This is a genomic window from Microbacterium sp. TS-1, from assembly GCF_000509385.1.
GTDB lineage: Bacteria > Actinomycetota > Actinomycetes > Actinomycetales > Microbacteriaceae > Microbacterium > Microbacterium arborescens.
The window spans coordinates 38,968-64,588 of the sequence record NZ_BASQ01000001.1; the positions used below are offsets into that span (position 1 = coordinate 38,968).

The 25,621-nt window shown below is 71.1% G+C and carries 20 protein-coding genes; 12 read left to right on the plus strand and 8 right to left on the minus strand.

The genetic code is table 11. The features are described 5' to 3' along the window. Nucleotides 1–31 precede the first annotated feature (31 nt). Entirely contained in the window at nt 32–1,627 is a 1,596-nt protein-coding gene (locus tag MTS1_RS00140) for a dolichyl-phosphate-mannose--protein mannosyltransferase (RefSeq protein ID WP_023950270.1), read from the minus strand. Nucleotides 1,628–1,649: 22 nt separating this feature from the next. Between MTS1_RS00140 and rsmI the strand changes: the two genes are divergently transcribed. Further along, nucleotides 1,650–2,474 (plus strand): 16S rRNA (cytidine(1402)-2'-O)-methyltransferase, encoded by an 825-nt coding sequence (gene rsmI / locus MTS1_RS00145; protein WP_023950271.1) that lies wholly within the window; start codon nt 1,650–1,652, stop codon nt 2,472–2,474. 90 nt (nt 2,475–2,564) lie between these two features. On the opposite strand, the gene MTS1_RS00150 is transcribed toward rsmI, so the two are convergent. The 5 genes from MTS1_RS00150 to MTS1_RS00170 all read right to left on the minus strand — a co-directional run bounded on the left by MTS1_RS00150 (nt 2,565) and on the right by MTS1_RS00170 (nt 11,000). Next, complete coding sequence (locus tag MTS1_RS00150) at nt 2,565–4,910, minus strand: glycosyl hydrolase 53 family protein (RefSeq protein WP_023950272.1); 2,346 nt, start codon at nt 4,908–4,910, stop codon at nt 2,565–2,567. 105 nt (nt 4,911–5,015) lie between these two features. Continuing rightward, a complete protein-coding gene (locus tag MTS1_RS00155) occupies nt 5,016–5,909 on the minus strand; it encodes a sugar ABC transporter permease (protein WP_023950273.1) in 894 nt (297 codons plus the stop codon). Next, on the minus strand, nt 5,909–7,537 hold the full coding sequence (locus MTS1_RS00160; RefSeq protein ID WP_023950274.1) for an ABC transporter permease subunit: 1,629 nt from the start codon (nt 7,535–7,537) through the stop codon (nt 5,909–5,911). Before MTS1_RS00160 ends, MTS1_RS00155 begins: the two co-directional genes overlap by 1 nt. Nucleotides 7,538–7,598: 61 nt before the next feature. Then, nucleotides 7,599–8,831: an extracellular solute-binding protein gene (locus tag MTS1_RS00165; protein WP_023950275.1), complete on the minus strand. Its 1,233-nt coding sequence runs from the start codon at nt 8,829–8,831 to the stop codon at nt 7,599–7,601. A 147-nt stretch (nt 8,832–8,978) separates the two neighbouring features. Beyond that, nucleotides 8,979–11,000: a beta-galactosidase gene (locus MTS1_RS00170; protein ID WP_023950276.1), complete on the minus strand. Its 2,022-nt coding sequence runs from the start codon at nt 10,998–11,000 to the stop codon at nt 8,979–8,981. A 198-nt stretch (nt 11,001–11,198) separates the two neighbouring features. Between MTS1_RS00170 and MTS1_RS00175 the strand changes: the two genes are divergently transcribed. The 3 genes from MTS1_RS00175 to MTS1_RS00185 are packed head-to-tail and all read left to right on the plus strand — an operon-like array spanning nt 11,199 to nt 14,784. Further along, nucleotides 11,199–12,215 (plus strand): LacI family DNA-binding transcriptional regulator, encoded by a 1,017-nt coding sequence (locus MTS1_RS00175; protein WP_036304553.1) that lies wholly within the window; start codon nt 11,199–11,201, stop codon nt 12,213–12,215. A 59-nt stretch (nt 12,216–12,274) separates the two neighbouring features. Further along, complete coding sequence (gene metG / locus MTS1_RS00180; protein ID WP_023950279.1) at nt 12,275–13,843, plus strand: methionine--tRNA ligase; 1,569 nt, start codon at nt 12,275–12,277, stop codon at nt 13,841–13,843. 2 nt (nt 13,844–13,845) lie between these two features. After that, the gene (locus MTS1_RS00185) at nt 13,846–14,784 is read left to right on the plus strand and encodes a TatD family hydrolase (RefSeq protein WP_023950281.1); all 939 of its coding nucleotides are present in this window, start codon (nt 13,846–13,848) and stop codon (nt 14,782–14,784) included. Nucleotides 14,785–14,788: 4 nt separating this feature from the next. On the opposite strand, the gene MTS1_RS00190 is transcribed toward MTS1_RS00185, so the two are convergent. Then, nucleotides 14,789–15,766: a LacI family DNA-binding transcriptional regulator gene (locus MTS1_RS00190; RefSeq protein WP_023950283.1), complete on the minus strand. Its 978-nt coding sequence runs from the start codon at nt 15,764–15,766 to the stop codon at nt 14,789–14,791. After that, nucleotides 15,763–17,079: a glutamyl-tRNA reductase gene (locus MTS1_RS00195; protein WP_023950285.1), complete on the minus strand. Its 1,317-nt coding sequence runs from the start codon at nt 17,077–17,079 to the stop codon at nt 15,763–15,765. Before MTS1_RS00195 ends, MTS1_RS00190 begins: the two co-directional genes overlap by 4 nt. Nucleotides 17,080–17,195: 116 nt before the next feature. On the opposite strand from MTS1_RS00195, the gene hemE reads away from it, so the two are divergent. Genes hemE through hemL form a run of 8 tightly spaced genes read left to right on the plus strand, consistent with a single transcriptional unit; the run spans nt 17,196 to nt 25,621 of the window. Then, nucleotides 17,196–18,266 (plus strand): uroporphyrinogen decarboxylase, encoded by a 1,071-nt coding sequence (gene hemE, locus MTS1_RS00200; protein WP_267879193.1) that lies wholly within the window; start codon nt 17,196–17,198, stop codon nt 18,264–18,266. Then, on the plus strand, nt 18,263–19,666 hold the full coding sequence (locus MTS1_RS00205; protein WP_023950289.1) for an NAD(P)/FAD-dependent oxidoreductase: 1,404 nt from the start codon (nt 18,263–18,265) through the stop codon (nt 19,664–19,666). The genes hemE and MTS1_RS00205 overlap by 4 nt, the downstream gene beginning before the upstream one ends. Continuing rightward, nucleotides 19,666–20,355: a hydrogen peroxide-dependent heme synthase gene (gene hemQ / locus MTS1_RS00210; protein ID WP_023950291.1), complete on the plus strand. Its 690-nt coding sequence runs from the start codon at nt 19,666–19,668 to the stop codon at nt 20,353–20,355. The genes MTS1_RS00205 and hemQ overlap by 1 nt, the downstream gene beginning before the upstream one ends. Beyond that, nucleotides 20,355–21,569 (plus strand): ferrochelatase, encoded by a 1,215-nt coding sequence (locus tag MTS1_RS00215; RefSeq protein WP_023950294.1) that lies wholly within the window; start codon nt 20,355–20,357, stop codon nt 21,567–21,569. Before hemQ ends, MTS1_RS00215 begins: the two co-directional genes overlap by 1 nt. After that, nucleotides 21,566–22,546: a hydroxymethylbilane synthase gene (gene hemC / locus MTS1_RS00220; protein WP_023950296.1), complete on the plus strand. Its 981-nt coding sequence runs from the start codon at nt 21,566–21,568 to the stop codon at nt 22,544–22,546. The genes MTS1_RS00215 and hemC overlap by 4 nt, the downstream gene beginning before the upstream one ends. Further along, on the plus strand, nt 22,543–23,313 hold the full coding sequence (locus MTS1_RS00225) for a uroporphyrinogen-III synthase (protein ID WP_023950298.1): 771 nt from the start codon (nt 22,543–22,545) through the stop codon (nt 23,311–23,313). The genes hemC and MTS1_RS00225 overlap by 4 nt, the downstream gene beginning before the upstream one ends. Then, nucleotides 23,310–24,305: a porphobilinogen synthase gene (hemB, locus tag MTS1_RS00230; protein WP_023950300.1), complete on the plus strand. Its 996-nt coding sequence runs from the start codon at nt 23,310–23,312 to the stop codon at nt 24,303–24,305. The genes MTS1_RS00225 and hemB overlap by 4 nt, the downstream gene beginning before the upstream one ends. Continuing rightward, nucleotides 24,302–25,621 (plus strand): glutamate-1-semialdehyde 2,1-aminomutase, encoded by a 1,320-nt coding sequence (hemL, locus tag MTS1_RS00235; RefSeq protein ID WP_023950302.1) that lies wholly within the window; start codon nt 24,302–24,304, stop codon nt 25,619–25,621. Before hemB ends, hemL begins: the two co-directional genes overlap by 4 nt.

Consider the following 25,621-nt stretch of genomic DNA (forward strand, 5'->3'; position numbering starts at 1 on the left):
CGCCTAGCCTACGGGGCCGCCACCGCGGGCGTCAGACCCAGCCGGGAAGCCAGTTGTGCAGACGATAGAACTCGTAGGGGACCGAGATCCCCGACCACAGCGGGAACCAGAACGCGGCGAGGATCAGCACGACACCCAGGAAGACCAGCACGACCCGTTCGACGCCCCGTGTGCTGCCGCGGTCGCGACGGGCGGACCTGACCGCGGAGCGGATGACGAACACCAGCGCGAGCAGCAGGAACGGCTGGATCAGGACGGTATAGAACTGGAAGATCGTGCGCTCGGGGAAGAGCAGCCACGGCGCGTAGGTCGCGAGGACGCCGGTCAGGACGATGCCGTAGGCGCCGTCGCGGGTGCGGAAGAACAGGTAGACGAGGTACAGCACGCTCGCGACGCCGGCCCACCAGACGATCGGGTTCGGCATGCTGTAGAGGATCTCCCAGCATCCGTTCGGATCGGTGCACGATCCGGTGCCGCCGGGCGTGCTGCCCGCGTACATCGAGGTCGGGCGCAGCAGGAGCGGCCACTGCGCGGCCGGACTCGCATAGGCGTGCGGTGTCGACATCCCGGCCGTCGAGCCGTACATCGACTCGTGATAGCGCCACAGGCTCTGCAGCGGCAGGGGCACCCATGACCACAAGCCCGTCGCCGGGTTCGCATCCGCCGCGTGCCGGTCGTAACCGCCGTCGGTGACGAACCATCCGGTCCACGACGCCAGATACACCACGAACGCCACCGGAACCAGGAGCACGAACGAGACCGCCCCCTGGCGAACCGTCGCGTCGGCGGGCCAGTACAGGATGCCGGCGCTGCGGCGCGTCAGCGCGTCGCTGACGACGAGATAGATGCCGATCGCCGCCAGCACCCAGACGCCCGACCATTTCACGGCGGTCGCCGCGCCCGCCGCGGCCCCCGCGGCGATCACCCAGGGCCGGTTCCACAGCACCGGGCCCCAGGCCGGAGCGCCGATGTCGTCCCACCGCGCCGCGATGCGCTCGGCGAGCATGACGCGCGTGCGGTTGCGATCGAGGACGACGAACCAGAACGCCAGCAGCGTGAACATCGTCAGGAAGATGTCGAGCAGCGCGACCCGGCTCATCACGATCCCGAGGCCGTCGATCGCGAGCAGACCGGATGCCAGCGACGCGAAGACGACCGAGCCGGTGAGACTGCGCGCCAGAAGGTATAGCACGAGCACGCACGCCGTGCCGGCGAGGGCAGTGCCCAGGCGCCAGGCGAAGGTCGAGTCGGCTCCGAACAGGGCCATCGGCAGCCCGATGAGGTACTTGCCGAGCGGGGGATGCACGACGAAGCTGCCCGTCGTGGTGAAGATGTCGGTCTCGCCCGCGAGAAAACGCTCGTCGGCGCCGTCGGGCCAGGTCGCGGCGTACCCGAGCACCCACTGGCTCCAGGCGTCCTTGACGTAATAGGTCTCGTCGAAGACCACGGCGTGGGGGTGGGCGAGGTTCCACATCCGCAGGACGGCCGCGATCAGAGTGATCACGAGCGGGGCGATCCACGCCACCCGCCGGGCGAAGGCCGGGTCGCCGCCGAATCGGGCGTGCCACCGGTCGAGAAGGCTCGTTCGACGTGTCTCGGGGAGCAGCGGCTCAGCGGTCGTCGTCACGCCGCCAGCCTATGCTGGGGCGGTGATCATCCTCGCCGCGACGCCCATCGGCAACCTCGGCGACGCCACGACGCGGCTCGTGACCGCGCTCGAGGAGGCGACGACGATCGCGGCCGAGGACACGCGCACGACCCAGCGCCTGCTCCAGGCCCTCGGGGTGACGAATCGTCCCCGTCTGATCGCTCTTCACGATCACAACGAGAAGCAGCGGGCCGAGGAACTCGTCGAGCGCGCGCGGACCGAGGACGTCCTCGTCCTCAGCGACGCCGGGATGCCCACCGTCAGCGACCCGGGGTTCGGGCTCGTCGCCGCGGCCGCCGCGGCGGGGGTCCGCGTGACCGTCCTGCCCGGGCCGAGCGCGGTGCTCGCGGCGCTCGCCGTGTCGGGGCTTCCCACCGACCGGTTCGCGTTCGAGGGCTTCCCGCCGCGCAAACCGGGCGAGCGACGCCGACTGTTCGACCAGCTGGCGGGCGAGCAGCGCACGCTCGTGTTCTTCGAGGCGCCCTCCCGGATCGCGGAGGTGCTCCGGGCCATGGCCGACGCCTTCGGAGGCGATCGGCGTGCGGCCGTCTGCCGCGAGCTGACGAAGCTGCACGAGGAGGTGGCCCGGGGAACGCTCGACGAACTCGCCGCGTGGGCCGCCGAGGGCATCCGCGGCGAGATCGTCATCGTGGTCGACGGCGCCGGTGCGCGCGAGACCGACCCCGCCGATGCGCTCGCGCAGGTGCAGCGGCTCGTGGCCGACGGCATCCGTCTCAAGGACGCCGCCGCCGAGGTCGCCGCCGCCACCGGCCTATCGTCACGCGATCTCTATCAGGCCGCCCTGGCTGCTCGCGCCCGCCCCTGACGCGGCCCGCCCCTGACACGAGAACGCACCATCCCCGCGAGAACGCACCATCTTGGGCACGTTTTCGCGGGGACGGTGCGTTCTCGGGGGTCAGCCGCGTCGCGCGACGAGGGGGAGCCCGGCGAGGACCAGCAGCGCGGCGACGGCCAGCGCGGCGAGGGGGAGGGTGCTGCCGGAAGCGGCCAGCGAGCCGGTCGCTGTGGTCGTGGTGGCACCGGGGTCCGTGCCGGGCTGCCCGGGTGCGGGTGCGGGTGCGGGTTCGGATGCGGCGGGGGCGGGCGCTCGGGCGACGAGCGCATCGACGGCGGTGGTGAGGGCCGAGGTCGCGGCATCCACCTCCGCCTGAGGCGTCGCCGGAGCGGACAGGACCGAGCGGGCTGAGGCGAGCGCATCATCGAGCGAGGCCAGGGATGCCGCGGTGTAGGACGTCCGGTCGATCGCTTCGGCTCGGACCACAGCGGCCGTCAGCGCCGAGAAGTCCGCGGCAGGCGCGGCGCTGACCAGAGCGACGTCGTCGATCGTTCCCCAGGCGCCGGCGGGCAGCTCGCCCGCGATCCGCACGGTGAGCGTGTCGCCGGCGGACGCGAACACACCGTCCGTGACGGGGGTCGACCACACGCGCCAGCCGCCGAGGGCGAAGCCGGTCTCCTCCGGCAGCGCGCGGGCAGCAGCCGCTTTGTTGGACAGGCTCAGCCGAAGGCGTCCGTCGGTGCCGGCAGCCCCGCCCTGGGCTGCGGCGGACGCGGTGTACCAGCCCGCCTGCGCCACGACGACGTCCTGCTCGAGTGAGAACTGGTATGCGGCGTCGGACCAGAAGTGCGCCGAGCGCGTTCCCGAGCGGGGATCGTCGGTCGCCCGCAGGGTGAGGCCGCGCCCCTCTGCGCGCCACATCGAGACATCGGGGTCTTCGAAGCCGCCGTTTCGGAGCAGATTGCGCCCGATCACCGTGACGGTCGCCGACGTGGCGAGGCCGGCTGAGGTGGTGCCCGAGAACGTGTACACGCCGACACCGTCGACGGTGTCCGACCCCGGTGTCCAGGTGACGCTCTGCGCTTCGCTCGTGCCATCGGTGTACGACACGGTGACGGTCTCGGGCAGATCGATCGGGTCGCCGTCCTCCACCGTCAGCGCGACGCGCTGCACGTCGGTGACGCTGCGCGGCGCGACCGCGCCCGTGCGCACGTACGAGAAGACGTTCAGCGAGGCCAGCGGATTGCCGTCGTGGTCGAAGAGCGCCTGGTTGTCCCACGCCGATCCGCCGAACCACAGTCCCGCGTCATGGGGCTCGTAGCCGCCGGCGTAGCTCGACGCCCAGCCGGATCCGTCGCGCTCCCAGAGCACGCGATTGGACTCGAGCTGCTCCGGCGGTCCGACCGGCAGCCACGCGGGCTCCCAGTAGAAGACGCCGAGGCCCGCCTCGCCCACATCCGCCACGGCTTGCACGACGTCGCGGACGGCGGTGGCCTGGCCCTGCACACTCACGGGGTAGCGGGTCGCGTCCTCGGGCGTCTTCACGACGTTCGGGTGCCCGTCGCCGTCGTCGAGCGTGTACGCCCACGAGGTCTCGGCCACCAGGACCTTCTTGTCGTACGTCGTGGCAATCTGCGACAGCACCGCCGTGAGGTTCTCCGGCGTGCCGTGCCAGAACGGGTAGTACGACGACGCGAACACGTCGTAGTCGACATCCCGCGCGTCCAGCTCGTGCGCGACGTTCGCGTAGAAGCCCTCGCGCTCCGGGTTGGTGAAGTGCAGCACGACGCCGGCCGCGGGCAGGACATCGCGGATGGCTGCCGACCCGGCGCTGAAGATCCTCGCCATGTCGTCCCACCCGGTCACTCCGGCGATGCCCCCGTTGGTCTCGTTTCCGACCTGCACCATCGTCACGTCGACGCCGGCGTCGCGGAACTGCGTGAGCGCGTCGCGGGTGAAGGTTCCCGCTGCGGCGGCCTTCTCATCGACGGTCATCCCCGCCCAGGCCTTCGGCGCCTGCTGCTTGGCGGGATCGGCCCAGAAATCGGAGTAGTGGAAATCGACCAGGACTCCGAGACCCGCCGCCGTCGCCCGACGGCCGATCTCGACGGCCCGGGTGACATCGACGTCGCCACCCCCGTATCCGTTGCCGTCGGCATCGAAAGGGTCGTTCCAGACGCGCACGCGGATGTCGCTCACCCCGGCATCCCGGAGGATCACGAACAGATCGCCGGGATTGCCGTCCGCGTCGCGGAACACGACGTCCGACTCTTCGAGCGACAGCACCGATGACACGTCGACGCCGCCGATGAAGTCCGCCGGGAGATTCTCGACCCGTGGCACGGTGATCGTGCTCGGGACCGGTGCCGGATCGTCGGCCGCCGCCGCCGCCGGGAGCGCGAGCGCCCCGACCGCCAGGGCCGCCGCCGTGATGGCCGCAGCCAGCCGCGGGATGGTTCGTTGCATGGGCCTCTCCTTCGAGGTCGGTGCGCGCGGGCGCGCGACAGGGTACGTTCCCGGCGAACGTGTACCGGGGACGGTGTGGTCTCGGCGCGAGGGTGCGTTCTCGCGTCAGCCCTTGACGGAGCCCGCCGTCAGCCCGCCGATGATGTACCGCTGGAGGCCGAGGAACAGAGCCAGCACGGGGATCGACGCGAGCACAGCACCCGCCGCGAAGAGGCCCCAGTTGCTCGCGAGCTGATTCGAGACCCACTGGAACATCCCGACGGCGAGGGTCCAGTTGTCCTGCGACACCAGCACGATCTTCGAGATGATGTAGTCGCCGAACGAGGCGATGAACGCCAGCAGCGCCACGACCGCGAGGATCGGCGTCACGAGCGGCATGATGATGCGCCAGAACACCTGAGCGTGTGTCGCGCCGTCGATCTTCGCCGACTCGTCGAGCTCCATCGGGATCGTGTTGAAGAACCCGTACATGAGGAACGTGTTCACACCCAGCGCGCCGCCGAGGTAGACGCAGATGAGCGCGAGCTTCGAGTTCAGACCGAGGGCGGGGAACACCTCGCCGAGGGCGAGGAGCATCAGGAAGATCGCGACGAACGCCAGCGCCTGCGGGAACATCTGGATGATGAGCAGCGACGTCAGGCCCGCGCGGCGACCGCGGAAGCGGAACCGCGAGAAGGCGTACGCCGCCGCGGCTCCCATCAGCACGGCCCCGACGGCCGATGCGCCGCTCACGATCAGCGTGTTGCCGTACCAGGTCCAGTACGACGTGCTGCCGAGCGAAGCGAAGTTCGCGAGGTCGAAGACGCCGAACAGCTGATTGCTCGCGGCCAGACTGCCCCGCGGGTTCAGGGCCGCCGAAACGACGTAGAGGAGCGGGAACATCGCGTAGAAGAGGATGACGAGCGCGACGAGGTACTTCCAGCCCACCTCGAGCACCCACCGGCGACGGCGAGCGCCGGCGCGGCTGGGCGGGGTGGCGACGGTGGTTGTTGCAGACATCACTGGTACTCCTCCAGCTTGCGGGTCTGGCGGAACGCCAGGGCGGAGATCACGCCGATCACGATGAACACGAGGATCGACAGGGCGCTGGCCAGGCCGTAGTCGGCAGCACCGCCCGAGACTCCCGAGATCCGCCAGATCGCGGAGATCAGGATGTCGGTGGAGCCGAGCGCGTAGGGGGCGCCGGGGATCGCCGGCCCGCCGCTGTTGAACATGTAGATGACGGTGAAGTTGTTGAAGCTGAAGGCGAACGACGAGATCAGCAGAGGAGCCGTCGACACCAGCACGAGCGGCAGGACGATCGCCCGGAACTGCCGGAACCTGCCGGCGCCGTCGATCGATGCGGCCTCGAGACTGTCGGACGGCAACGCCTGCAGGGCACCCGTGCACACCAGGAAGTAGTACGGATACGTCAGCCAGACGTTCACGAACAGCACGGCGATGCGGGCGAGCCACGGGTCACCGAGCCAGTCGATGTTCGCGCCGCCGAAGAAGAACTCGTTGATGACCCCGAACTCGGCGTTGAACATGCCGCGGAACAGCAGGGCCGACATGAACGCCGGGAAGGCGTACGGGAGGATGAACAGCGTCCGGAGGATCTTCCGGCCCTTCACCCGCGGGTCGTTGAAGATGAGCGCCACGACGAGCCCCATCGCGAACGGGATGATGACCGAGAGCGCGGCCCACACGAACGTCCAGAGCGTCACCAGCGCGAGCGGCTCGAGGAGGCCCGGGTCGGTGACCAGCCGCAGGAAGTTGTCGAATCCGACGTTCACGACCCACCCGGTCGGGAGGGCCGCGCCGTCGGCGGAGACGAACTGGCCGTCGTCGGTCGCGTTGTAGACGACGCCGGATGCCGTATCGGTGATGGTCTGCGCGTCGGCATCCCACGTCAGCGTCGAGAGGTAGACGGCTCCCGTCGAGCCGTCGCGCGTGCGGATCGAGCCGTCGTTCGGGTCGTCCGAGACCGGGACGCGCAGCTCGACGATCTGCTCCTGGAGGGCGGGGTCGCCGAGGAACGTGCCACGGGGGACCACGTTCCAGCCGGGAACGTCGGTGGGTGCGCCCGAGCCGGATGCGTCACCGACGACTTCGAGCGGACGATCGGTGGCCCCGGCCTTGATCTCGCCGTCGTCGACGATCGCGAAGCCGTACTCGCCGCCCTGCTCGACGACCGCCAGCGGGTACGACGGTGAGGTGTCGATGCGCCGCTCGCCCTGGGCGAGGGCCGCGGCCACCGCCTGGTCCTGCGAGCCGACGTGCCCGGCACCGTAGTTCGTGAAGGCGATGTACGCCGTGTAGCCGAAGATGAAGACCTGGAAGACCAGCAGGAACGCCAGTCCCGGCAGCAGGTACTTCAGCGGCAGAGCGCGCTTGGTGAAGTAGACGATGTCGGCGGCGATGAGCAGGACGGCCGCAGCGGTCGCGATGATCCACGACTCGGCTTGGACGGCGGCGAACACGCCCATGAGGCCGAAGGCGTTGACGATCGCCAGCAGCACGAGCTTCACGACGAAGCCCCAGCCGATGCCGGACCAGCGCCGCCCGTGCGGCTCGGACTGCTGCGACCGTTCGGGGGAGCGGCGCGGCGGTGCGCTCTCGCTCACGGTTCCCTGGGGGACCGACATGTGCATCTCCTTCACGAGAGGGGTCCGGGGGCGGAGCTGTGCGCTCCGCCCCCGGAGGGGATCAGCCGATCGCGGCCTGGACGTCGGTCACCATGGTGTTCCAGGTGCTGACGGGGTCGCCGCCCTTGATGATCTGCACCTGTGCGGCGTTCCACAGGTCCCAGACCGAACCCATCTCGGGGATCGAGGGCTGGGGCACGCCGTTCGCGGCGGAGGCGAGGAATCCGGCGACGATGGGGTCGGACGAGACCTCGGCGGCGAGGGTCTTCCACGCAGGCAGGCGCGGGTCGGCCTCGTAGAGGGCGCGCTGCGCGTCGTCGGTCGCGAGGTAGGTGGTCAGGAACTCCTGGGCGAGCAGTTTGTTCGCGCTCTCCGAGCTGATGTAGAAGCCCTGGACGCCCACGAACGGCGCTGCGGTCTCGCCGCCGGCCGAGGGGATCGGGTTGACCTTGACGTTCACGCCGTTGGCCGTGAGCGTCTCGATGGCCCACGGGCCCTGCACCGTGTACGCGGCGGTGCCGGCGGCGAACAGCTCGTTGTTGGTGTCGTAGTCGATCGTGGTCGAGATCTCGCCCGAACCGGCCTCGCCGTGAGCGCCGAGCCACGTGGCGAATGCCTCGCCGCCCGCGCCGCCCATGCCGACCTCGTTCGTGTAGGAGCCCGAGGCGTCCTGCACGAAGACGGGCGCGCCGAACGACGTCTGGAAGCCGTACATCGTGTAGGCGTCGCCCTTCTGGCCCGCCGTGTTGATGACGAACGGACGCTCGGCGCCCGCAGCCTGGGCGCGGGCGATCATGTCGTCGAACGATGACGGTGCCTCTTCGCCCACGAGATCGGTGTTCTGCACGAGCGCGATCGTCTCGAGCGCGTACGGGAAGCCGTACAGCTGGCCGTCGTAGGTGAATGCGTCGACCGCGACCTTCTCGATCTGGTCGGCCTTGTCGCCGAGATCGATGGTGTCGACGACACCGGCCGAGACGAAGGAGCCGAGGAAGTCGTGGGCGCCCACGGTGATGTCGGGGCCCTCGCCCGTGGGCACCTGGTTGATGAAGTCGTTGCGGATGTCCTCGAAGTTCTTCTGGACCAGCTCGATCTTGGTGCCGGTCTCCTCTTCGAACGCCTTCGCCGCGGCCTCGATGGCCGGCGCGCGGTTGGCGTCGGTCCAGACGACGAGCGAGCCGCCGGAGCCTTCGGCGGCGTTGCCGCTCTCGCTGGGGGTGCTGCCGCCGGAGCAACCGGCGAGCAGGACGGTGGTCGCCGCGATGGCGACGATTCCGGTCCCGATCTTGCGCATGGATCTTCCTTCCGAAGTGGTCGATCGGAAGGGCCTCTCGCGAGGTCGCTCCGTCACGACCGGTGTGGATGCCGCCGCCGGGTGGCGTCGGCTTTCTCTCTCAGTGCCTGCCGCGAGACGTCGACTGTCTCTCGGTCGTGGGCGCGGTCATCGGCCGCTCCCGTGTGCTGTGCGCGGAGTGCGGATGACGGCGACGTCGCCCGCACTCACCTCCAGCGTGCCCCGGGCGGCGCGACCTGTCACCAGGTCGACGCCCTCCAGGGCGAGCTCAGCGTCCGTCGCCGCGTGGTTGATCGCGATGACGTAGTCGTCGGCGTCGCCGGTACGGCGGACGATCTCGAGGCCGGCCGGCGCGTCGAGCGGGGCGACGCCCGCGTCGGCGTACACCTCGGCCATGATGGCCGCGAGGCCCGCGGCATCCGGTCGCGTGCTCACGTACCAGCCGGTGCCGGCGCCGTGCCGCTTGCGCGTCACCGCGGGCATCCCCGCGCCCGGTCCGTCGACATAGGTCGCGCGGACCTCCGCCTCGGAGACGACGAGGTGCTCGTGCCAGATGTCGGCGGTGTGCGACGCGCCGCCGACATCGATCGTCGTGGTCACTCCGGCGCGCAGCGGCAGGTGCTCTTCGACGCGGATGCCGAGCGCCGGCTCGAGCGGAGCGGCGAAGCCCCCCGGGTGCACGGCGTCGTTCTCGTCGACGACGCCCGAGAAGAACGAGACGACCAGCGTGCCGCCGGCTTCGACATACCGGTTGAGGTTGTCGGCGTCGGCCTGGCGCAGAAGGTACTGCGCGGGCGCGATGACGAGCTTGTAGCCCGACAGGTCGTGACCCGGCAGGGCGAAGTCGACCGTGATGTTGTCGCGCCACAGGCGCTCGTAGAACGCGCGGATGCGCTCGTCGTGCGACACGTCCTCCGACGGGCGCCATTCCAGATCCTGCGCCCAGAACGACTCGAAGTCCCACAGGATCGCGACGTCGGCGTGCACGCGCGAGCCGCGCACCTCGGCGAGCCGGTTCAGCTTCGCGCCGAGATCGACCACCTCGCGGAACACCCGCGACTCGGTGCCGGCGTGCGGGAGCATCGCCGAGTGGAACTTCTCGGCGCCCGACCGTCCGGCCCGCCACTGGAAGAAGAGGATGCCGTCTGCGCCGCGTCCGAGGTGCGACAGCGAGTTGCGCGCCATCTCGCCCGGTCGCTTGGCGATGTTCCGCGGCTGCCAGTTGACCGCCGAGGTCGAGTGCTCCATGAGGATCCAGGGTTTGCCGCCCCCGACCGAGCGGGAGAGGTCCGCGGCGATGGCCAGACCGATCTCGCCCTCGACGTCGGCGGCCCACAGGTAGTGGTCGTCCGAGACGATGTCGACCTCGCGCGCCCAGGCCCAGAGGTCGCAGCCGTGGTGCTGGTTGGCCATGAAGTTCGTCGTGACCGGGAGAGACGAGAAGCGCCGGATGGCGTCGCGCTCGGCGACGAAGCACGCGCGCAGCTGGGCGTCGGTGAACCGGGCGAAGTCGAGCCGCTGCGCCGGGTTCACGACCGACGGCGCTGCGGCCGGGACGCCCACGTGCTCCCACACGCCGTAGTGCTGGCCCCAGAACGCGGTGCCCCACGCCGCGTTGAGCGCGTCGAGCGAGCCGTACTTCTCCTGCAGCCAGGTGCGCCAGGCGCGCTGCGCGTGGGGGGAGTAGTCCTCGCCGACGGGAACGCCGTACTCGTTGTGCACGTGCCACATGACGACGGCCGGGTGGTCGGCGTACCGCTCGGCGAGCGTCGAGGCGATGCGGATGGCGGCCTCACGGTAAGCGGGTGCGGAGTGCGACGCCATGCCGCGCGAGCCGAAGCCCATCACCACGCCGTCGCGGTTGACCGCACGCGCATCGGGGTGCTCGGCGAAGAACCAGGCGGGCGGGGATGCCGTGGGGGTGCCGAGGTCGACGGCGATGCCGTTCTCGTGGAGCAGGCCGATGATCTCGTCGAGCCAGTCGAAGTCGAACACGCCTGCGCTGGTCTCGATGAGCGCCCACGAGAAGATGCCGACGCTGACCAGGTTCACCCCGGCCTCGCGCATGAGGCGGACGTCCTCGCGCCAGACCTCGCGGGGCCACTGCTCCGGGTTGTAGTCGCCGCCGTAGGCGATCCCGTCGATGGCCGGCCAAACGCTCGCAGGCATGAAACGCGTCCTCGTGTCTCTCGAATGCGCCGGTCGTACTGTGACCGGTCACAGGGTGTGCGACAACTGTAAGCGAGCCCGTCATCCGGAACACGCGTCGTTACCGAACTGTGACCGGTCCCAGGTCGCCTGCCACGCTCGGCTCCTCCTGGCGGCGCGTGCCGACCGGGCAGTGCTGTGCGGAGTAGGCTCACCGACGTGAACGGCTCCACCGGCGCGTCGCGCAAACCGACCATCCGCGACGTCGCGGCAGCGGCCGGCGTTTCGCACGGCACCGTGTCGCGCGTGATCAACGGCGGGCACTGGGTCTCGCCCGAGGCCCGCGACGCCGTCGACCGAGCGATCCGCGAGACCGGCTACACCGCCAACCATGCCGCCCGCAGTCTGGCGACCGGGCGATCGAACTCACTTGCCTTCCTGCTTACCGAGCCTCAGCACCTGCTCTTCGCCGACCCGACCTTCGCGCTGCTCCTGCGCGGAGCCACCGAGGCGCTTGCGCAGCGCTCGATGACCCTCGTGCTCATGATCGCCGACACCGCCGCGGAGCGGGCGAACGTCGAGCGCTACGTGCGTGCGGGGCACGTCGACGGCGTGCTCCTCATCTCGTCGCACGAGTCGAACCCGCTGCTCGCCTCCCTCATCGCCGCGGGGGTCCCCACCGTCTGCACCGGCGTGCCGCTCGGCGACCGCGCCCACGTCCCCACCGTGTCGGTGGACGAGCAGGAGTCGGCGCGGACTATGACGCGCCACCTGCTCTCGCGCGGCCACCGCCGGATCGCCGTGATCACCGGCCCCGACGACACCCCGGGCGGCCGGTACCGCCTGCAGGGCTTCCGCGAGGAGATGGGCGACCTGTTCGACCCCGAGCTCGTCGAGCAGGACGTCTACTCGAGCGACGCCGGTTCGGCGGCGATGACGCGACTGCTCGAGCGCGCGCCCGACATCGACGCCGTCTTCGCGGCATCCGATGTCATGGCGGTCGGCGCGATCGCCGCCATCCGCCGCAGCGGACGACGGGTCCCCGACGACATCGCCGTCGCCGGCTTCGACGACTCGGGCCTCGCGGCGACGCACGATCCGCCGCTGACCACGATGCGGCAGCCGTGGAACGAGATCAGCTCGGCCATGGTCGACATGGTGCTGCAGGTGATCGCCGGCGGCGACCCGGAGCCGCTCGTGCTCCCGACATCCCTCATCGTGCGCGAGACCGCGTGACGCTCCGTCGCCGCGACACACGGCACCGGCGGTCCGCGCACTCGAACTAGAATCTCGGGGTGAGCAACGGCCGCAGTTTCTACATCACCACGCCGATCTACTACCCGAGCGACCTGCCCCACATCGGGCACGGCTACACGACGGTGGCGGTGGACACGCTCGCGCGCTGGCACCGCCAGGCGGGCGACGACACGTGGATGCTGACGGGGACCGACGAGCACGGCCAGAAGATGCTCCGCGCCGCGGCGGCGAACAACGTCACCGCTCAGGAGTGGGTCGACAAGCTCGTCGAGGAGTCGTGGTTCCCGCTGCTGCGCACCCTCGACGTGGCGAACGACGACTTCATCCGCACGACGCAGGAGCGTCACGAGGAGCGTGTGAAGGTCTTCGTGCAGACGCTGTTCGACCGCGGGTACATCTACGCGGGCGAGTACGCGGCGCTGTACTGCGTCGGCTGCGAGGAGTTCAAGCCCGAGGCCGAGATCGTGAACGGCACCGGCGCCTTCGAGGGACTCAAGGTCTGCGCGATCCACTCGAAGCCGCTCGAGCTGCTGCAGGAGAAGAACTACTTCTTCAAGCTCAGCGAGTTCCAGGACCGCCTGCTCGAGCTGTACAAGACCGTCCCCGACTTCGTGCGTCCCGAGTCGGCGCGCAACGAGGTCGTCTCGTTCGTGAAGTCGGGGCTGAAGGACCTCTCGATCTCGCGGTCGGCGTTCGACTGGGGGATCACGGTTCCCTGGGACCCGTCGCACGTCATCTACGTGTGGGTCGACGCGCTGCTCAACTACGCCACCGCGATCGGGTACGGCACCGACCCCGACGAGTTCGCGCGCCGCTGGCCCGCGTATCACGTCGTCGGCAAGGACATCCTGCGGTTCCACGCGGTGATCTGGCCCGCCATGCTGATGGCGGCCGGTCTCGACGTGCCCCGCGGCGTCTTCGCGCACGGCTGGCTGCTCGTCGGCGGCGAGAAGATGTCGAAGTCCAAGCTCACCGGCATCGCCCCGACCGAGATCACCGACGTGTTCGGCTCGGACGCCTACCGCTTCTACTTCCTCTCCGCGATCGCGTTCGGCCAGGACGGGTCCTTCTCGTGGGAGGACCTCTCCGCGCGCTACCAGGCCGAGCTCGCCAACGGGTTCGGCAACCTCGCGTCGCGGACGATCGCGATGATCGAGCGCTACTTCGAGGGCATCGTTCCGCCGCCGGCCGAGTACTCCGAGGGCGACCTCGCGATCCAGCGCGTCGTGGCCGAGGCCGCCGATGCCGCGGATGCCGCCATGGAGCGGTTCCGGCCCGATGAGGCGATCGGAGCCATCTGGGCGATCGTCGATGCGCTCAACGGCTACATCACCGAGAACGAGCCGTGGGCTCTCGCGAAGGACGACGCCCAGCGTGCGCGACTCGGCACCGTGCTGTACACGGCCGCGGAGGGGCTGCGCGCCCTCGCGGTGCTGCTGTCTCCCGTGATGCCCGAGTCGACCGGCAAGCTCTGGGTGGCGCTCGGCATCGACGCACGGCTCGAGGACCAGCCGCTGCGGGAGGCGGGCAGCTGGGGTGTGCTCCCCGCTGGGACGACGGTCAACGGCCTCGCCCCGCTGTTCCCCCGAGTCGAGCAGCCCGCCTGAGCATGGTCGACTCGCCGAAGAACGCGGATCCGGCCGACTCGACACCGTCGCTTCGTGGCGAGTCGACGGATGACGTGTCGCAGTATGTGCGGCAGCGATCCCAGGCGGCGAGGGATGTGCGCTGGCCGGAGGCGCCGGAACCGCTGACGGTGCCGGTGTACGACAACCACACGCACCTCGAGATCGAGGATGGCGACGAGCCCCGCTCGCTGGACGAGCAGCTCGAGCTCGCTGCATCCGTCGGGGTGATCGGCGTCGTCCAAGCCGGCGGCGACATCGAGTCGTCGCGGTGGTCGGCGTGGGCGGCGGCATCCCACCCGCGCGTGCTCGCCGCCGTCGCCATCCATCCGAACGAGGCGCCCTTGTACGCCGAGGCCGGCCGCCTCGACGAGGCCGTCGCCGTCATCGACGAGCTGGCGGCGCAGCCCCGCGTGCGGGCGATCGGCGAGACGGGCCTCGACTTCTTCCGCACCGAGAAGGACGGGCTGCCCGCCCAGTTCGAGAGCTTCGAGGCGCACATCGAGCTCGCGAAGAAGCACGGCATCGCGATGCAGATCCACGACCGCGACGCGCACGATGCGGTCCTCGAGACCCTCGAGCGCGTCGGTGCTCCCGCGCGCACCGTCTTCCATTGCTTCTCGGGCGACGCCGACATGGCGCGGATCGCCGCCGACCGCGGCTACTGGCTGAGCTTCGCCGGGAACGTGACCTTCAAGAACGCGCAGAACCTGCGCGACGCCCTCGCGGTCACGCCGCGCGAGCGGATCCTGGTCGAGACCGACGCGCCGTTCCTGACGCCGACCCCGCACCGGGGGCGGCCCAACGCGCCGTACCTGATCCCCGTGACGCTTCGCTTCATCGCGGCCGAGCTGGGAATCGACGTCGACGAGCTGTCGGCTCAGATCGCCGCGAACACGCTCGAGGTCTACGGCGAGTTCTGAAGCCTCAGCGCGTCGACGAGCCGCGCACGATTTCCCAGGGCAGATCGATGACATCGGGTGCCCCGGCGTCGCGGATGCTGCTGAGGGCCTGGAACATCGCGGCGGGAGCGAGCTCCGGGTGCACGCAGACGTGCGTGACACCGAGCCGCGTGTTGACGGCGCAATCGCTCGTGCAGAGGGCGACGAACTGCATGTCGCGCGGGATGACGAAGTCCATCTCCTCGAGCTGCAGGTAGATGGCCGGGCCTTCCTCGGCGAACGAGAAGATCGCGTCGGCGCCCGCGTCGCGCAGCTCGCCGACCCGGCGGGGGAGCGCGCCGTGCTCGGCATCGAGGTAAGCCACGAGCGGGTCGCGACCGCGCACGGTGCTCCACGCGCGGTACGCGGTCTCGCCGATCTCGTCGCGGGGCGAGCCCGCATCGTCGACGAGGAACCCGATACGCCGCGCCCCGCCGGCCTCAAGCAGGGCGAGGGCGGCGCGCACCGCTTCGTCGTAGCCGGTGCGGACGGTGATCGACAGCTCGGTGTCGACGTAGAGGTCGTTCGTGGCGACGGGGATGCCGCGGGCGATGGCCTCGCGCAGCAGCAGATCGTCGGCGGCCACCTCGGCGAAGTAGACGACGTCGATCTGCGCGCCGCGCAGCAGGTCGGGCCGCGCGGCGGGCAGCATCGTGACCGTGAAGCCCTGATCGGCTGCAGCGCTGACGAGCGCGCCGATGTGCCGGCTGCGATGCAGTGCACCGCGCTTGGACAGGTCGAGCTCGGCATCCTGGGGAACGACGAAGCCCACCGACATCGTGCGGCCGCTCCGCAGCGCCGCGGCGTACTTGTTGGGCTGGTATCCGAGCTCGGCCGCGATCGCCTTGATGCGCTCGCGCGTCTCGGGACGCAGGCTCCCGCGATCGTTGAGGGCCTGACTGATGGCGGCCGTGGAGACACCCGCGCGCAGCGCGATGTCTTTCAGGGTCACCTGCCGCGTCATGACCGGCCGACTCCGGCTTGCGCGCCACCCGGGGCGCGCTCGGTCGGAACGGCGCCGGTGGTCGTGGACGCCTCGGCCGCAGCCGGGAACACGGTCGCCACCGCATCGGCCCAGGCCGCACCCGAGCCGGAGGACGCGAGGGTGTGACCCTGGGCGATGAGACGGTGCAGCAGCACACCCGAGAAGTGGCGCAGTGCGGCCTCGACCTGGGGGGACTCGCCGCGCAGCCGTGCACGCTCGAGCTCGTCGTCGAGGATGCCCGTGATGTATCCGCGCATCGCCACGACCGACGGCGCGACCTCGTGCACGCGCCGCGCCGCCGCGTGGCGGGCCGCAGCGCCGGCGACGATCTCGCGTGCCTCGTCGAGCGTGGCGAACTCGTCGATCGGGGCGTGGATGCGGATGGTCTCGAGATCGAGCAGCTCGATGTCGGCGACGTCGCGGAGGGCGGGGTCGACATTGCGGGGCAGCCCGAGGTCGATGATGAGCTGCGTGCGATCGGCGCCGGCCCGGCGGGCGGCGTGCTCGGCGGCGGTGAGCGCGTAGGTGTCGGTGGTCGTCGTGCAGGTCACGATGACGTCGGCAGCGGCCGCCTCTTCGGCGTAGTGCTCGGCGTCGACGGCGACGAGGTGCTCACGCTGGGCGAAGCGGCTGCGGCCCGAGCGAGAGTGCACGCGGACGTCGACGGCGCCCTTGTCGCGCAGCGCGGCGAGGGATGCCGCGGCGTAGCGGCCGGTGCCCACCAGCAGCACGCGCGCCGCGGACCAGTCCGCCACGCGCGAGGACGCGAGCTCGAGGGCGAGTCGCACGAGCGAACGGCCCGACTCCCCGATGCGCGTGCTGTTCTTCACGGCGCGTGAGGTCTCGGTGGCCCGCTGGAAGAGGTGCTCGAGGGGAGCGGTGGTCAGCCCGCCCCGTCGCGCGTCGTCGAGCGCGCGACGCACTTGGCCGGCGATCTCGTCCTCGCCGACGGCGACCGAGTCGAGGCCGGACGCCACGGAGAAGAGGTGATGAGCGACCTTGTTGCCGTGGGCGAAGTCGACCGTCTCGCGGACGGTTCGGTACGGCAGATCGCTCAGCTTCGCGATCTCTTCCATCGCGGCGTCCATCGCCGGGATCGTCGAGGGGAAGTCGGCGTCGTCGCGCAGGTCGAAGTACGCCTCGAAGCGGTTGCAGGTCGCCAGGACGACAGCACCCTGGATGGCGTCATGGGCCTCTGTCAACCGGGTGCCGACTTCGTCTCCGATGACGGAGAGTCGCTCGAGTGAAGCGAGCGGCGTGGAGCGCTGATGCGCGGTGAGAGCGACGAGCACGTGCGGAAGAACCCCCTGGAATCGTGACTAGTATATCGATTAACTCATTCGAGGAGATCATCATTCCGGCATCCGCCCACCCTCTCGTCACGCACGCCACCGGCTCGAGCCGGCTCGTGCGCACCCTGCTCGGCGAACGCGTCGAGAAAACCCCCGTCTGGTTCATGCGCCAGGCCGGCCGGTCGCTGCCCGAATACCGTGCGCTGCGCTCGCAGGGCACGATGCTCGACGCCTGCCTGACGCCCGAGCTCGCCAGCGAGATCACGCTCCAGCCCGTGCGCCGCCACGGCGTCGACGCGGCGATCTTCTTCAGCGACATCATCGTGCCGTTGGCGATCCTCGGCATCGAGGTCGAGATCGCGGCCGGGCGCGGCCCCGTCTTCGCCCAGCCGCTGCGCACGGCGGCCGACATCGCCCGCGCGGTCGAGATCGATCCCGCTCTCGTGCGAGAGCGCGGCGAGGCGATCGCCCGCGCCGTGGAGCTGACGACCGGGATGCTGGCCGAGGAGTCCGAGTCGCGCGGCGAGCCGCTGCCGCTCATCGGCTTCGCCGGTGCCCCGTTCACCCTCGCCGCCTACCTCGTCGAGGGAGGGCCGTCGAAGGATCATCTGGCCGCCCGCCGCCTGATCCACGAAGACCCGGCTGCCTGGCGAGCGCTGACGGAGTGGCTCGCCCGCGTGACGGGGGAGTTCCTCGCGCTGCAGGTCGAGTCCGGCGCCAGTGCCGCGCAGCTGTTCGACTCGTGGGCGGGGGGCCTGCCGCCCGAGGACTACCGTGTGGCGGCGCTGCCGGCATCCGCGGCCTCTTTCGAAGCCGTGCGCGCGCTCCCGGTCCCCGCCGGCGCGGGCATCGATCACATCCCGCTCGTGCACTTCGGTGTCGGGACGGGCGAGATCCTGCGTGACATGGCCTCGATCGGCATCGACGCCCTTGGAGTCGACTACCGCGTGCCCCTCGACGAGGCCGCTCGTCGGGTCGGCGGCGACCTGACGCTGCAGGGCAACCTCGACCCCGCCTTGCTCTTCGCTCCGGCCGAGGTCCGCGACGCGGCGATCGCGCGCATCCTCGAGGCCGGGCGCGCGGCACGCGCACACGTGTTCAACCTGGGTCACGGAGTGCCCATGGAGGCGGATCCCGACGCCATCAGCTCCGTCGTGCGCACCGTCCACGCGTGGCGGTCGGCATGACCGTCGAGACCGACGTCGTCATCGTCGGGGCCGGCATCGCCGGGCTCGTCGTCGCGCTCGAGGCCGTGACCGCGGGAGCGCGCGCGACTGTCGTCGAATCCGACGATCAGATCGGCGGGATGCTGCGCCGCGGGCGCATCGCGGGGGTCGACATCGACCTGGGGGCGGAGTCCTTCGCGAAGCGCACCGACGCGGTGCCGCGACTCATCGCCGACTTCGCCCTGCCGCTCGAGGTCGTCGCACCGCGGTCGGGGCCCGCGCACCTGGTATCGCAGCACGGCGTCGGCCTGCCCGGCGCCCGGTGGAGCCGGCTGCCCCTGCCGAGACGGACGGTCATCGGCATCCCGGCCGACCCGCTGGCACCCGACGTCGTCGCGATCGTCGGCGACCGCGCCGCCGAGCGAGCTGCCGCCGAGGTTCTGGACGCGCCCGTCGATCCCACCGCTTCGCTCGCCGACGTCGTCGAAGAGCGCCTCGGCGAAGGGCTCCTCCGCGACCTCGTGGATCCGCTCTGCCGCAGCATCTACTCGCAGCCCGCCGCGGCCGTTCCGCTCCCGCGTCTTCACCCGAAGATGTGGGAGGCGTTCGAGCGCACGGGCTCGTTGCTGGCGGCAGCTGCGGAGGTCGCCCCGAACGCTCCGGGCGGAACCGCCGTCGGGGGAATCGCCGGAGGAATGTGGCGGCTCGCCGACGCCGTCGCACGCCTCGCCGCCGAACGCGGCGCGGTGATCCGCACCGGCACCGCGGTCGGCCGGGTCGACCCGGCGCCCGGATCCGGCGTCGCGGTGACGCTCGCGGACGGCGAGACGATCCGCGCTGATCACGTCGTCATCGCAACCGGCCCGCGGGGTGCCGCGAATCTGCTCGGGCGAGACAGCCGCGCCATCGATGCGGGGGCGACAGCACCGATCCAGCCCGCGGTCCGCCTGCTCACCGCGGCGGTCACCTCCGACGACCTGTCTGCGGAGCCCGTCGGATCGGGCGTCATCGTCGCTCCGGGTGCGCGTACCGCGGCCAAGGCCCTGACCCACATCGACGCGAAGTGGGCCTGGGCGCGAGAAGCGCTGCCGGAGGGGACGCACCTCGTTCGCCTCTCGGCGCGCGCCGACGACACCGCGGGCCTCGACTCCGCCGAGGCCGTGGCGCGCGAGATCTCCCACCTCACGGGCGCTCGCGTCGATCGCGGTGACATCGGGGAGGTCATCACCACCCGGTGGCGCGACGCCGTCGTGCCGGCCGAGTCCGACTCCTGGACGGCGACGGTGATGGATGCCGCGGCCCGCGGCATCCACGTCACCGGAGCCGTCGCGGCCGGTACCGGGCTCGCCTCGGTCATTCCGCACGCCCGCGCGCTGGCCCATGAGCTCTTCGCTGTTCCCTCCGTTCGAAAGGAGTCCTGATGACCGAACAGATCCCGCTCGGTTACACCCTCTTCGCGATCCTCGCCGGTCCGCGACCGCGTCACCAAGCGCCCACCGACGCCGACCTCGCCGAGCTCGAGCGCGTCGTCGCCGGTCTGCCCGAGGCCGGCGTCACCGTGCGCGGACTGTACGACGTCACCGGCATGCGCGCGGGCGCCGACCTGATGGTGTGGCTGCACACGGCTTCCGGCTCGGACGACGATCCGGCGGCTCTGCAGCGCGCGCTGCGCGAACTGCGCCGCACGGCGGCCCTCGCCGCCTTCGACCTCGAATGGAGCGCCATGGGCGTTCATCGCGAGGCGGAGTTCAACAAGCGGCACGTTCCCGGCTACCTCCGCGGCGAGCCCGCCCGCGACTGGCTGTGCCTCTACCCGTTCGTGCGCAGCTACGAGTGGTACCTGCTGCCCGAGGAGGAGCGTTCGGCGATGCTCGCCCAGCACGGCCGCCGCGGTGCGAAGTTCTCGGACGTCATCGCCAACACCGTCTCGACCTTCGCCCTGAGCGACTACGAGTGGCTGCTGCCGCTCGAGAGCGACGAGCTGATCAGCCTCGTCGACCTCATGCGCGACCTGCGCGCCACCGATGCGCGGCGTCACGTCCGCGAAGAGGTGCCCTTCTACACCGGACGACGCGTCGAGGTGTCCGAGCTGGCGGAGGTGCTGTCCTGATGAGCGCGAACGAGTTCCGTCCCAAGCCCCCGCGTGCCCAGAGCGCCCCGCCGTGTGCGCCCGGCTGCGCGGTTCCCGCCGCCGGTCCCGCGTCGTGCGGGGGAGCACCCCACGTGAGCGAGCCCACGTCGTACGACGCGCTCCTCCTTCTCGGCTTCGGCGGCCCCGAGGGCCAGGACGACGTCCTGCCGTTCCTGCGCAACGTCACGGCTGGTCGCGGCATCCCCGACGAGCGCCTCGAAGAGGTCGCCCACCACTACCGTCACTTCGGCGGGGTGTCTCCCATCAATCAGCACAACCGCGAGCTGAAGGCCGCCCTCGAGACGGAGATCGCCGCGCGCGGCCTCGGCCTGCCGGTCTACTGGGGCAACCGCAACTGGATGCCGTACGTCGACGACGCGCTGCGCGAGCTGCACGCCGATGGGCACCGTCGCGTCATCGCGATCGCCACCAGCGCCTACAGCTCGTACTCCTCGTGCCGCCAGTATCGCGAAGACCTGGCCGACGCCATGGAAGCGACGGGACTGGCGGGCGAGGTCGAGATCGACAAGGTCCGGCAATTCTTCGACCACCCCGGGTTCGTCGCCCCCTTCGTCGACGGCATCCGCGACGGACTCGCGAAGGTGCGCGAGCGCGGCATCGCCGACGAGGACATCGAGATCCTCTTCTCGACGCACTCGATCCCGAACTCCGACGCCGACCGTTCCGGCCCGCCCGAGCGCGGCTTCGGCCCCGGTGGCGCGTACGTCGCCCAGCACACCGCGGTCGCCGAGGCGATCGTCGCCGAGCTCGGCACGACGAGCCCCTGGCAGCTGGTGTTCCAGAGCCGGTCGGGCCCGCCGTCCGTGCCGTGGCTCGAGCCCGACATCAATGACGCGATCTCCGAGCTTCCCGTCGCGGGGCGCAAGGCGGTGCTGATCGTGCCGCTCGGGTTCGTCAGCGACCACATGGAGGTGCTCTGGGACCTCGACACCGAAGCGATGGAGACGGCCGAGGAGCACGGACTGTTCGCGGTGCGCACCGCGTCGCCCAGCACGCACCCGGCCTACGTGGCGGGTCTGGTCGACCTCGTCGAGGAGCGGCTCAAGGGCACACCCGCCGACGAGCGCCCCGCCGTGACCTCGCTGGGGCCCTGGTACGACGTATGCCGACCGGGATGCTGCGAGAACAAGCGTCTGGGCTTCCAGCCGGCGCTCGCGGGGGTGGCGCCGTGACAGCCGGCACTCACGCCGCCGACGCGACCGACGTCCCCGTCCTGCGTCTCGGGACCCGCGCGAGCCTGCTCGCCACGACCCAGTCGCGCCATGTCGCCGACGCGATCACCGATGCGACCGGCATCCCCGTCGAGCTCGTCGAGATCACGACGGACGGTGATGTGCTGACCGGCTCGCTCGCGCAGATGGGCGGTACCGGTGTGTTCGCCACCGCCCTGCGCGAGGCTCTGCTGCGGGGCGACTGCGACCTCGTCGTGCACTCGATGAAGGACCTTCCCACCGCGCCCTACCCCGGACTGACCATCGGGGCGGTGCCGCCACGGGCCCCGCAGCGCGACGTGCTCTGCGGGCCGACCGCCCAGACGACCCTCGACGGACTGCCCGAGGGGGCCGTCATCGGCACCGGGTCGCCGCGCCGCGTCGCCCAGGTGCTGCGCCGCCGACCCGACCTGCGCGTGCGCGACATCCGCGGGAACATCGACACGCGTCTGCGGAAGATGCGCGACGGCGACTACGACGCCATCGTCCTCGCCGAGGCGGGACTGCGGCGCATCGAGCGCGACGGCGCCATCGGCGAGGTCTTCGGGCTCGACCGGTGGCCGACGTCGGCCGGGCAGGGAGCGCTCGCGGTGGAGATCCGCACGGTCGACCTCGACGGGCCCATCGGCCGCGCGGTCGCGCTGATCGACGACGCCGAGTCGTCCTCGCGCGCCCTCCTCGAGCGCGCGGTCCTCCGCCGACTCGAGGCCGGATGCGCCGCGCCGGTCGGGATCTCGGTCACCGGGCTCGCAGCCGAGTCCGTCTTCGTCGCCGAGGTGTACGCGCCCGGGGGCGACCGCACGGTGCGCGCCCAGCGTGCCCTGCGCGCCGACCTGACCTCCGAGGGCGAGCGTGAGTCGGTCGCCGCCGACGTCGTCGCCGAGCTGCTGGACGGCGGTGCTGCGGACATCGCCGATCTGCCGGGGACGAGCCGATGACGGGCGGTCTCAGCGGGCGCCGCATCCTGATCCCCCGCGGGGGAGCCTGGGGTGAGCGCGTGCGCGCCGAGGTCGAGCGCCGCGGCGCGACGGGTGTGATCGCACCCCTCATCGAGTCGCGGCCCCCACGCGACCTCGCGGCCCGCGACGCGGCCTTCGCCGCTCTGGCGGCGGGGGAGTACGCCTGGGTCTTCATCACGAGCGCGGCCACCGTCGAGCAGCTCGTCGCGCAGCGCGTGAGCATCCCGATCGGAACACGCATCGCCGCCGTCGGGCGGCCGACCGCGCGCGCCGTCGCCGACGCGGGCTTCGAGGTCGAGTTCGTGCCGGTGGGCACCTCGTCCGCGACGAACATGATCGCCCAGTGGTGCGCCGGTCGCTCACCGCGATCGACGGGGCGCTGTCTCGTGCTCCGCTCGGATCTCGCGATGGCCGTCATCAGCGACGAGCTCGAGCTCCAGGGCTACGAGGTCGACGTCTGCATCGCGTACCGGACGGTGGGGGTCGATCTGACCCCCGAGATCGCCGACGAGGTGCGCACCGGGAGGATCGACACCGTCCTGCTCACGTCGCTGAGCGTCGGGCGCGAGCTCCGCCGCCAGGTCGGCATCCCCGGGCGCGAGGTGTTCATCGCCTCGATCGGCCCCGGCACCACGCGCGACGCCGAGAAGCTCGGCTACACCGTGCACCACACCGCACATTCGCAGAGCGTCGACGCCCTCATCGCAGAGCTCGACGCGCGACCCGCACCAGAGGATTCCCCATGAGCACCTTCCCCGAGCGGCGCCTGCGCCGCACGCGTCGCACCCCCGCGATGCGCCGCCTCTCGACCGAGCACCACCTCGTCGCCGCGCAGCTCGTGCTGCCGGTCTTCGTGAAGGAGGGCATCGACCAGGCCTTGCCGATCGCCAGCATGCCGGGCGTCATGCAGCATCCGATCGAGGCCATCGCGAGCGTCGTGACGGATGCCGCGGACGCGGGCGTCGGCGGCATCATGCTGTTCGGCGTGCCCGCCGTCCGAGACGCCGAGGGCTCGGGGGCGGTCGCTGAGGACGGCATCCTCAACCGTGCGATCCGTGTGGCGCGCGACGCGGCGCAGGGACGCATCACGGTGCAGGCCGACCTGTGCCTCGACGAGTTCACCGATCACGGGCACTGCGGCCTGCTCGCCGCCGACGGCTCGGTCGACAACGACGCGACTCTCGAGGTCTATGCCCGGATGGCGCTCGCCCAGGCCCGGGCCGGCGCCGAAGTGCTGGGGCTGTCGGGGATGATGGACGGCCAGGTGGCCGTCATCCGAGCCGCGCTCGACGAGGCCGGACACAGCGACGTCGCGCTGCTGGCCTACTCCGCGAAGTACGCCTCGGCCTACTACGGGCCGTTCCGCGACGCCGTCGAGTCGACCCTGCAGGGCGACCGTCGCACCTACCAGCTCGATCCCGCCAACGGGCGAGAGGGCGTGGCCGAGGCGATGCAGGACATCGCCGAGGGTGCCGACTACGTCATGGTCAAGCCCGCCGGCCCCTACCTCGACGTGCTCGCTCGTGTCGCCGATGCCGCGACGGTGCCCGTGTGGGCGTACCAGGTGTCGGGGGAGTACGCGATGATCGAGCTCGCTGCCCGCGCCGGTGCGATCGACCGCGAGCGCACGATCGCCGAGTCGCTCGTAGGCATCCGGCGCGCCGGCGCCGACGTCATCCTCACCTACTGGGCCCGCGAGGTGGCCGATTGGCTCCGCGCCGGAAAGGACTTCGCATGACCCGCAACGACGAACTGTTCGACCGTGCCCGGGCGGTCATCCCCGGCGGCGTGAACTCGCCGGTCCGCGCTTTCGGATCGGTGGGCGGCACGCCCCGTTTCTACGTGTCGGCGACCGGCCCCTATGTCACCGACGCGGAGGGGCGTGATTACGTCGACCTCGTCGCCAGCTGGGGCCCGGCGCTGGTCGGTCACGCGCATCCCGAGGTCATCGACGCCGTCGTCGACGCCGCTCGACGCGGTCTGTCGTTCGGCGCATCGACACCCGCCGAGACCGAGCTGGCGGAGGAGATCCGTCGCCGGGTGCCGATCGCCGAGAAGATCCGCCTCGTCTCGACGGGCACGGAGGCGACCATGACCGCCATCCGTCTCGCGCGCGGGGCGACCGGGCGCGATCTGCTCGTGAAGTTCTCGGGTCACTACCACGGCCACTCCGACGGCCTGCTGGCGCAGGCCGGCTCCGGGCTCGCGACCCTCGCACTGCCGGGATCCGCGGGCGTCCCCGCCCCCATCGCCGCGCAGACCCTCGTGGTGCCCTACAACGACCGTGCCGCTCTCGAAGCCGTCTTCGCCGAGCACGGCGCGAACATCGCCGCGGTGATCACCGAGGCCGCCGGCGCGAACATGGGCGTCGTCCCGCCCGCGCCGGGCTTCACGACCTTCCTCCGCGAGCTGACGAACCGCCACGGCGCGCTGCTCATCAGCGACGAGGTCCTGACCGGGTTCCGCTCGGGGCCGTCGGGATACTGGGGAGTCCTGCGCGAGGCGGGGGAGGACGTCGCGCCCGATCTGCTGACCTTCGGCAAGGTCGTCGGCGGCGGCCTCCCCGTCGCCGCGCTGGCGGGACGCGCCGAGATCATGGATCTGCTGGCGCCCCTCGGGCCGGTGTACCAGGCCGGCACGCTCTCGGGCAATCCCGTCGCTGTCGCCGCGGGGCTCGCGACGCTCCGCCTGGCCGACTCGGACGTCTACGCCCGCATCTCGCGAGCGGCCGACACGGTCTCGGTCGCGGCCTCGGCCGCGCTCGATGCCGCCGGTGTGCCGCACGTCGTCCAGCGGGCCGGGACGCTCTTCAGCGTCTTCTTCGGCTCGGCGGTCGTCGCGGGCGTCCCCGACTACGAGACGGCGACGCGTCAGGATGCCGGGGCTTATGCGGCCTTCTTCCACGCCATGCTCGAGGCGGGGGTGTCGCTTCCCCCCTCGGCGTTCGAGGCGTGGTTCCTCACGGCAGCGCACGACGACGTCGCCCTCGGCCGCATCCTCGAGGCGCTGCCCGGCGCCGCGCGGGCTGCCGCCGCCGCATCCGCCGACGCATGA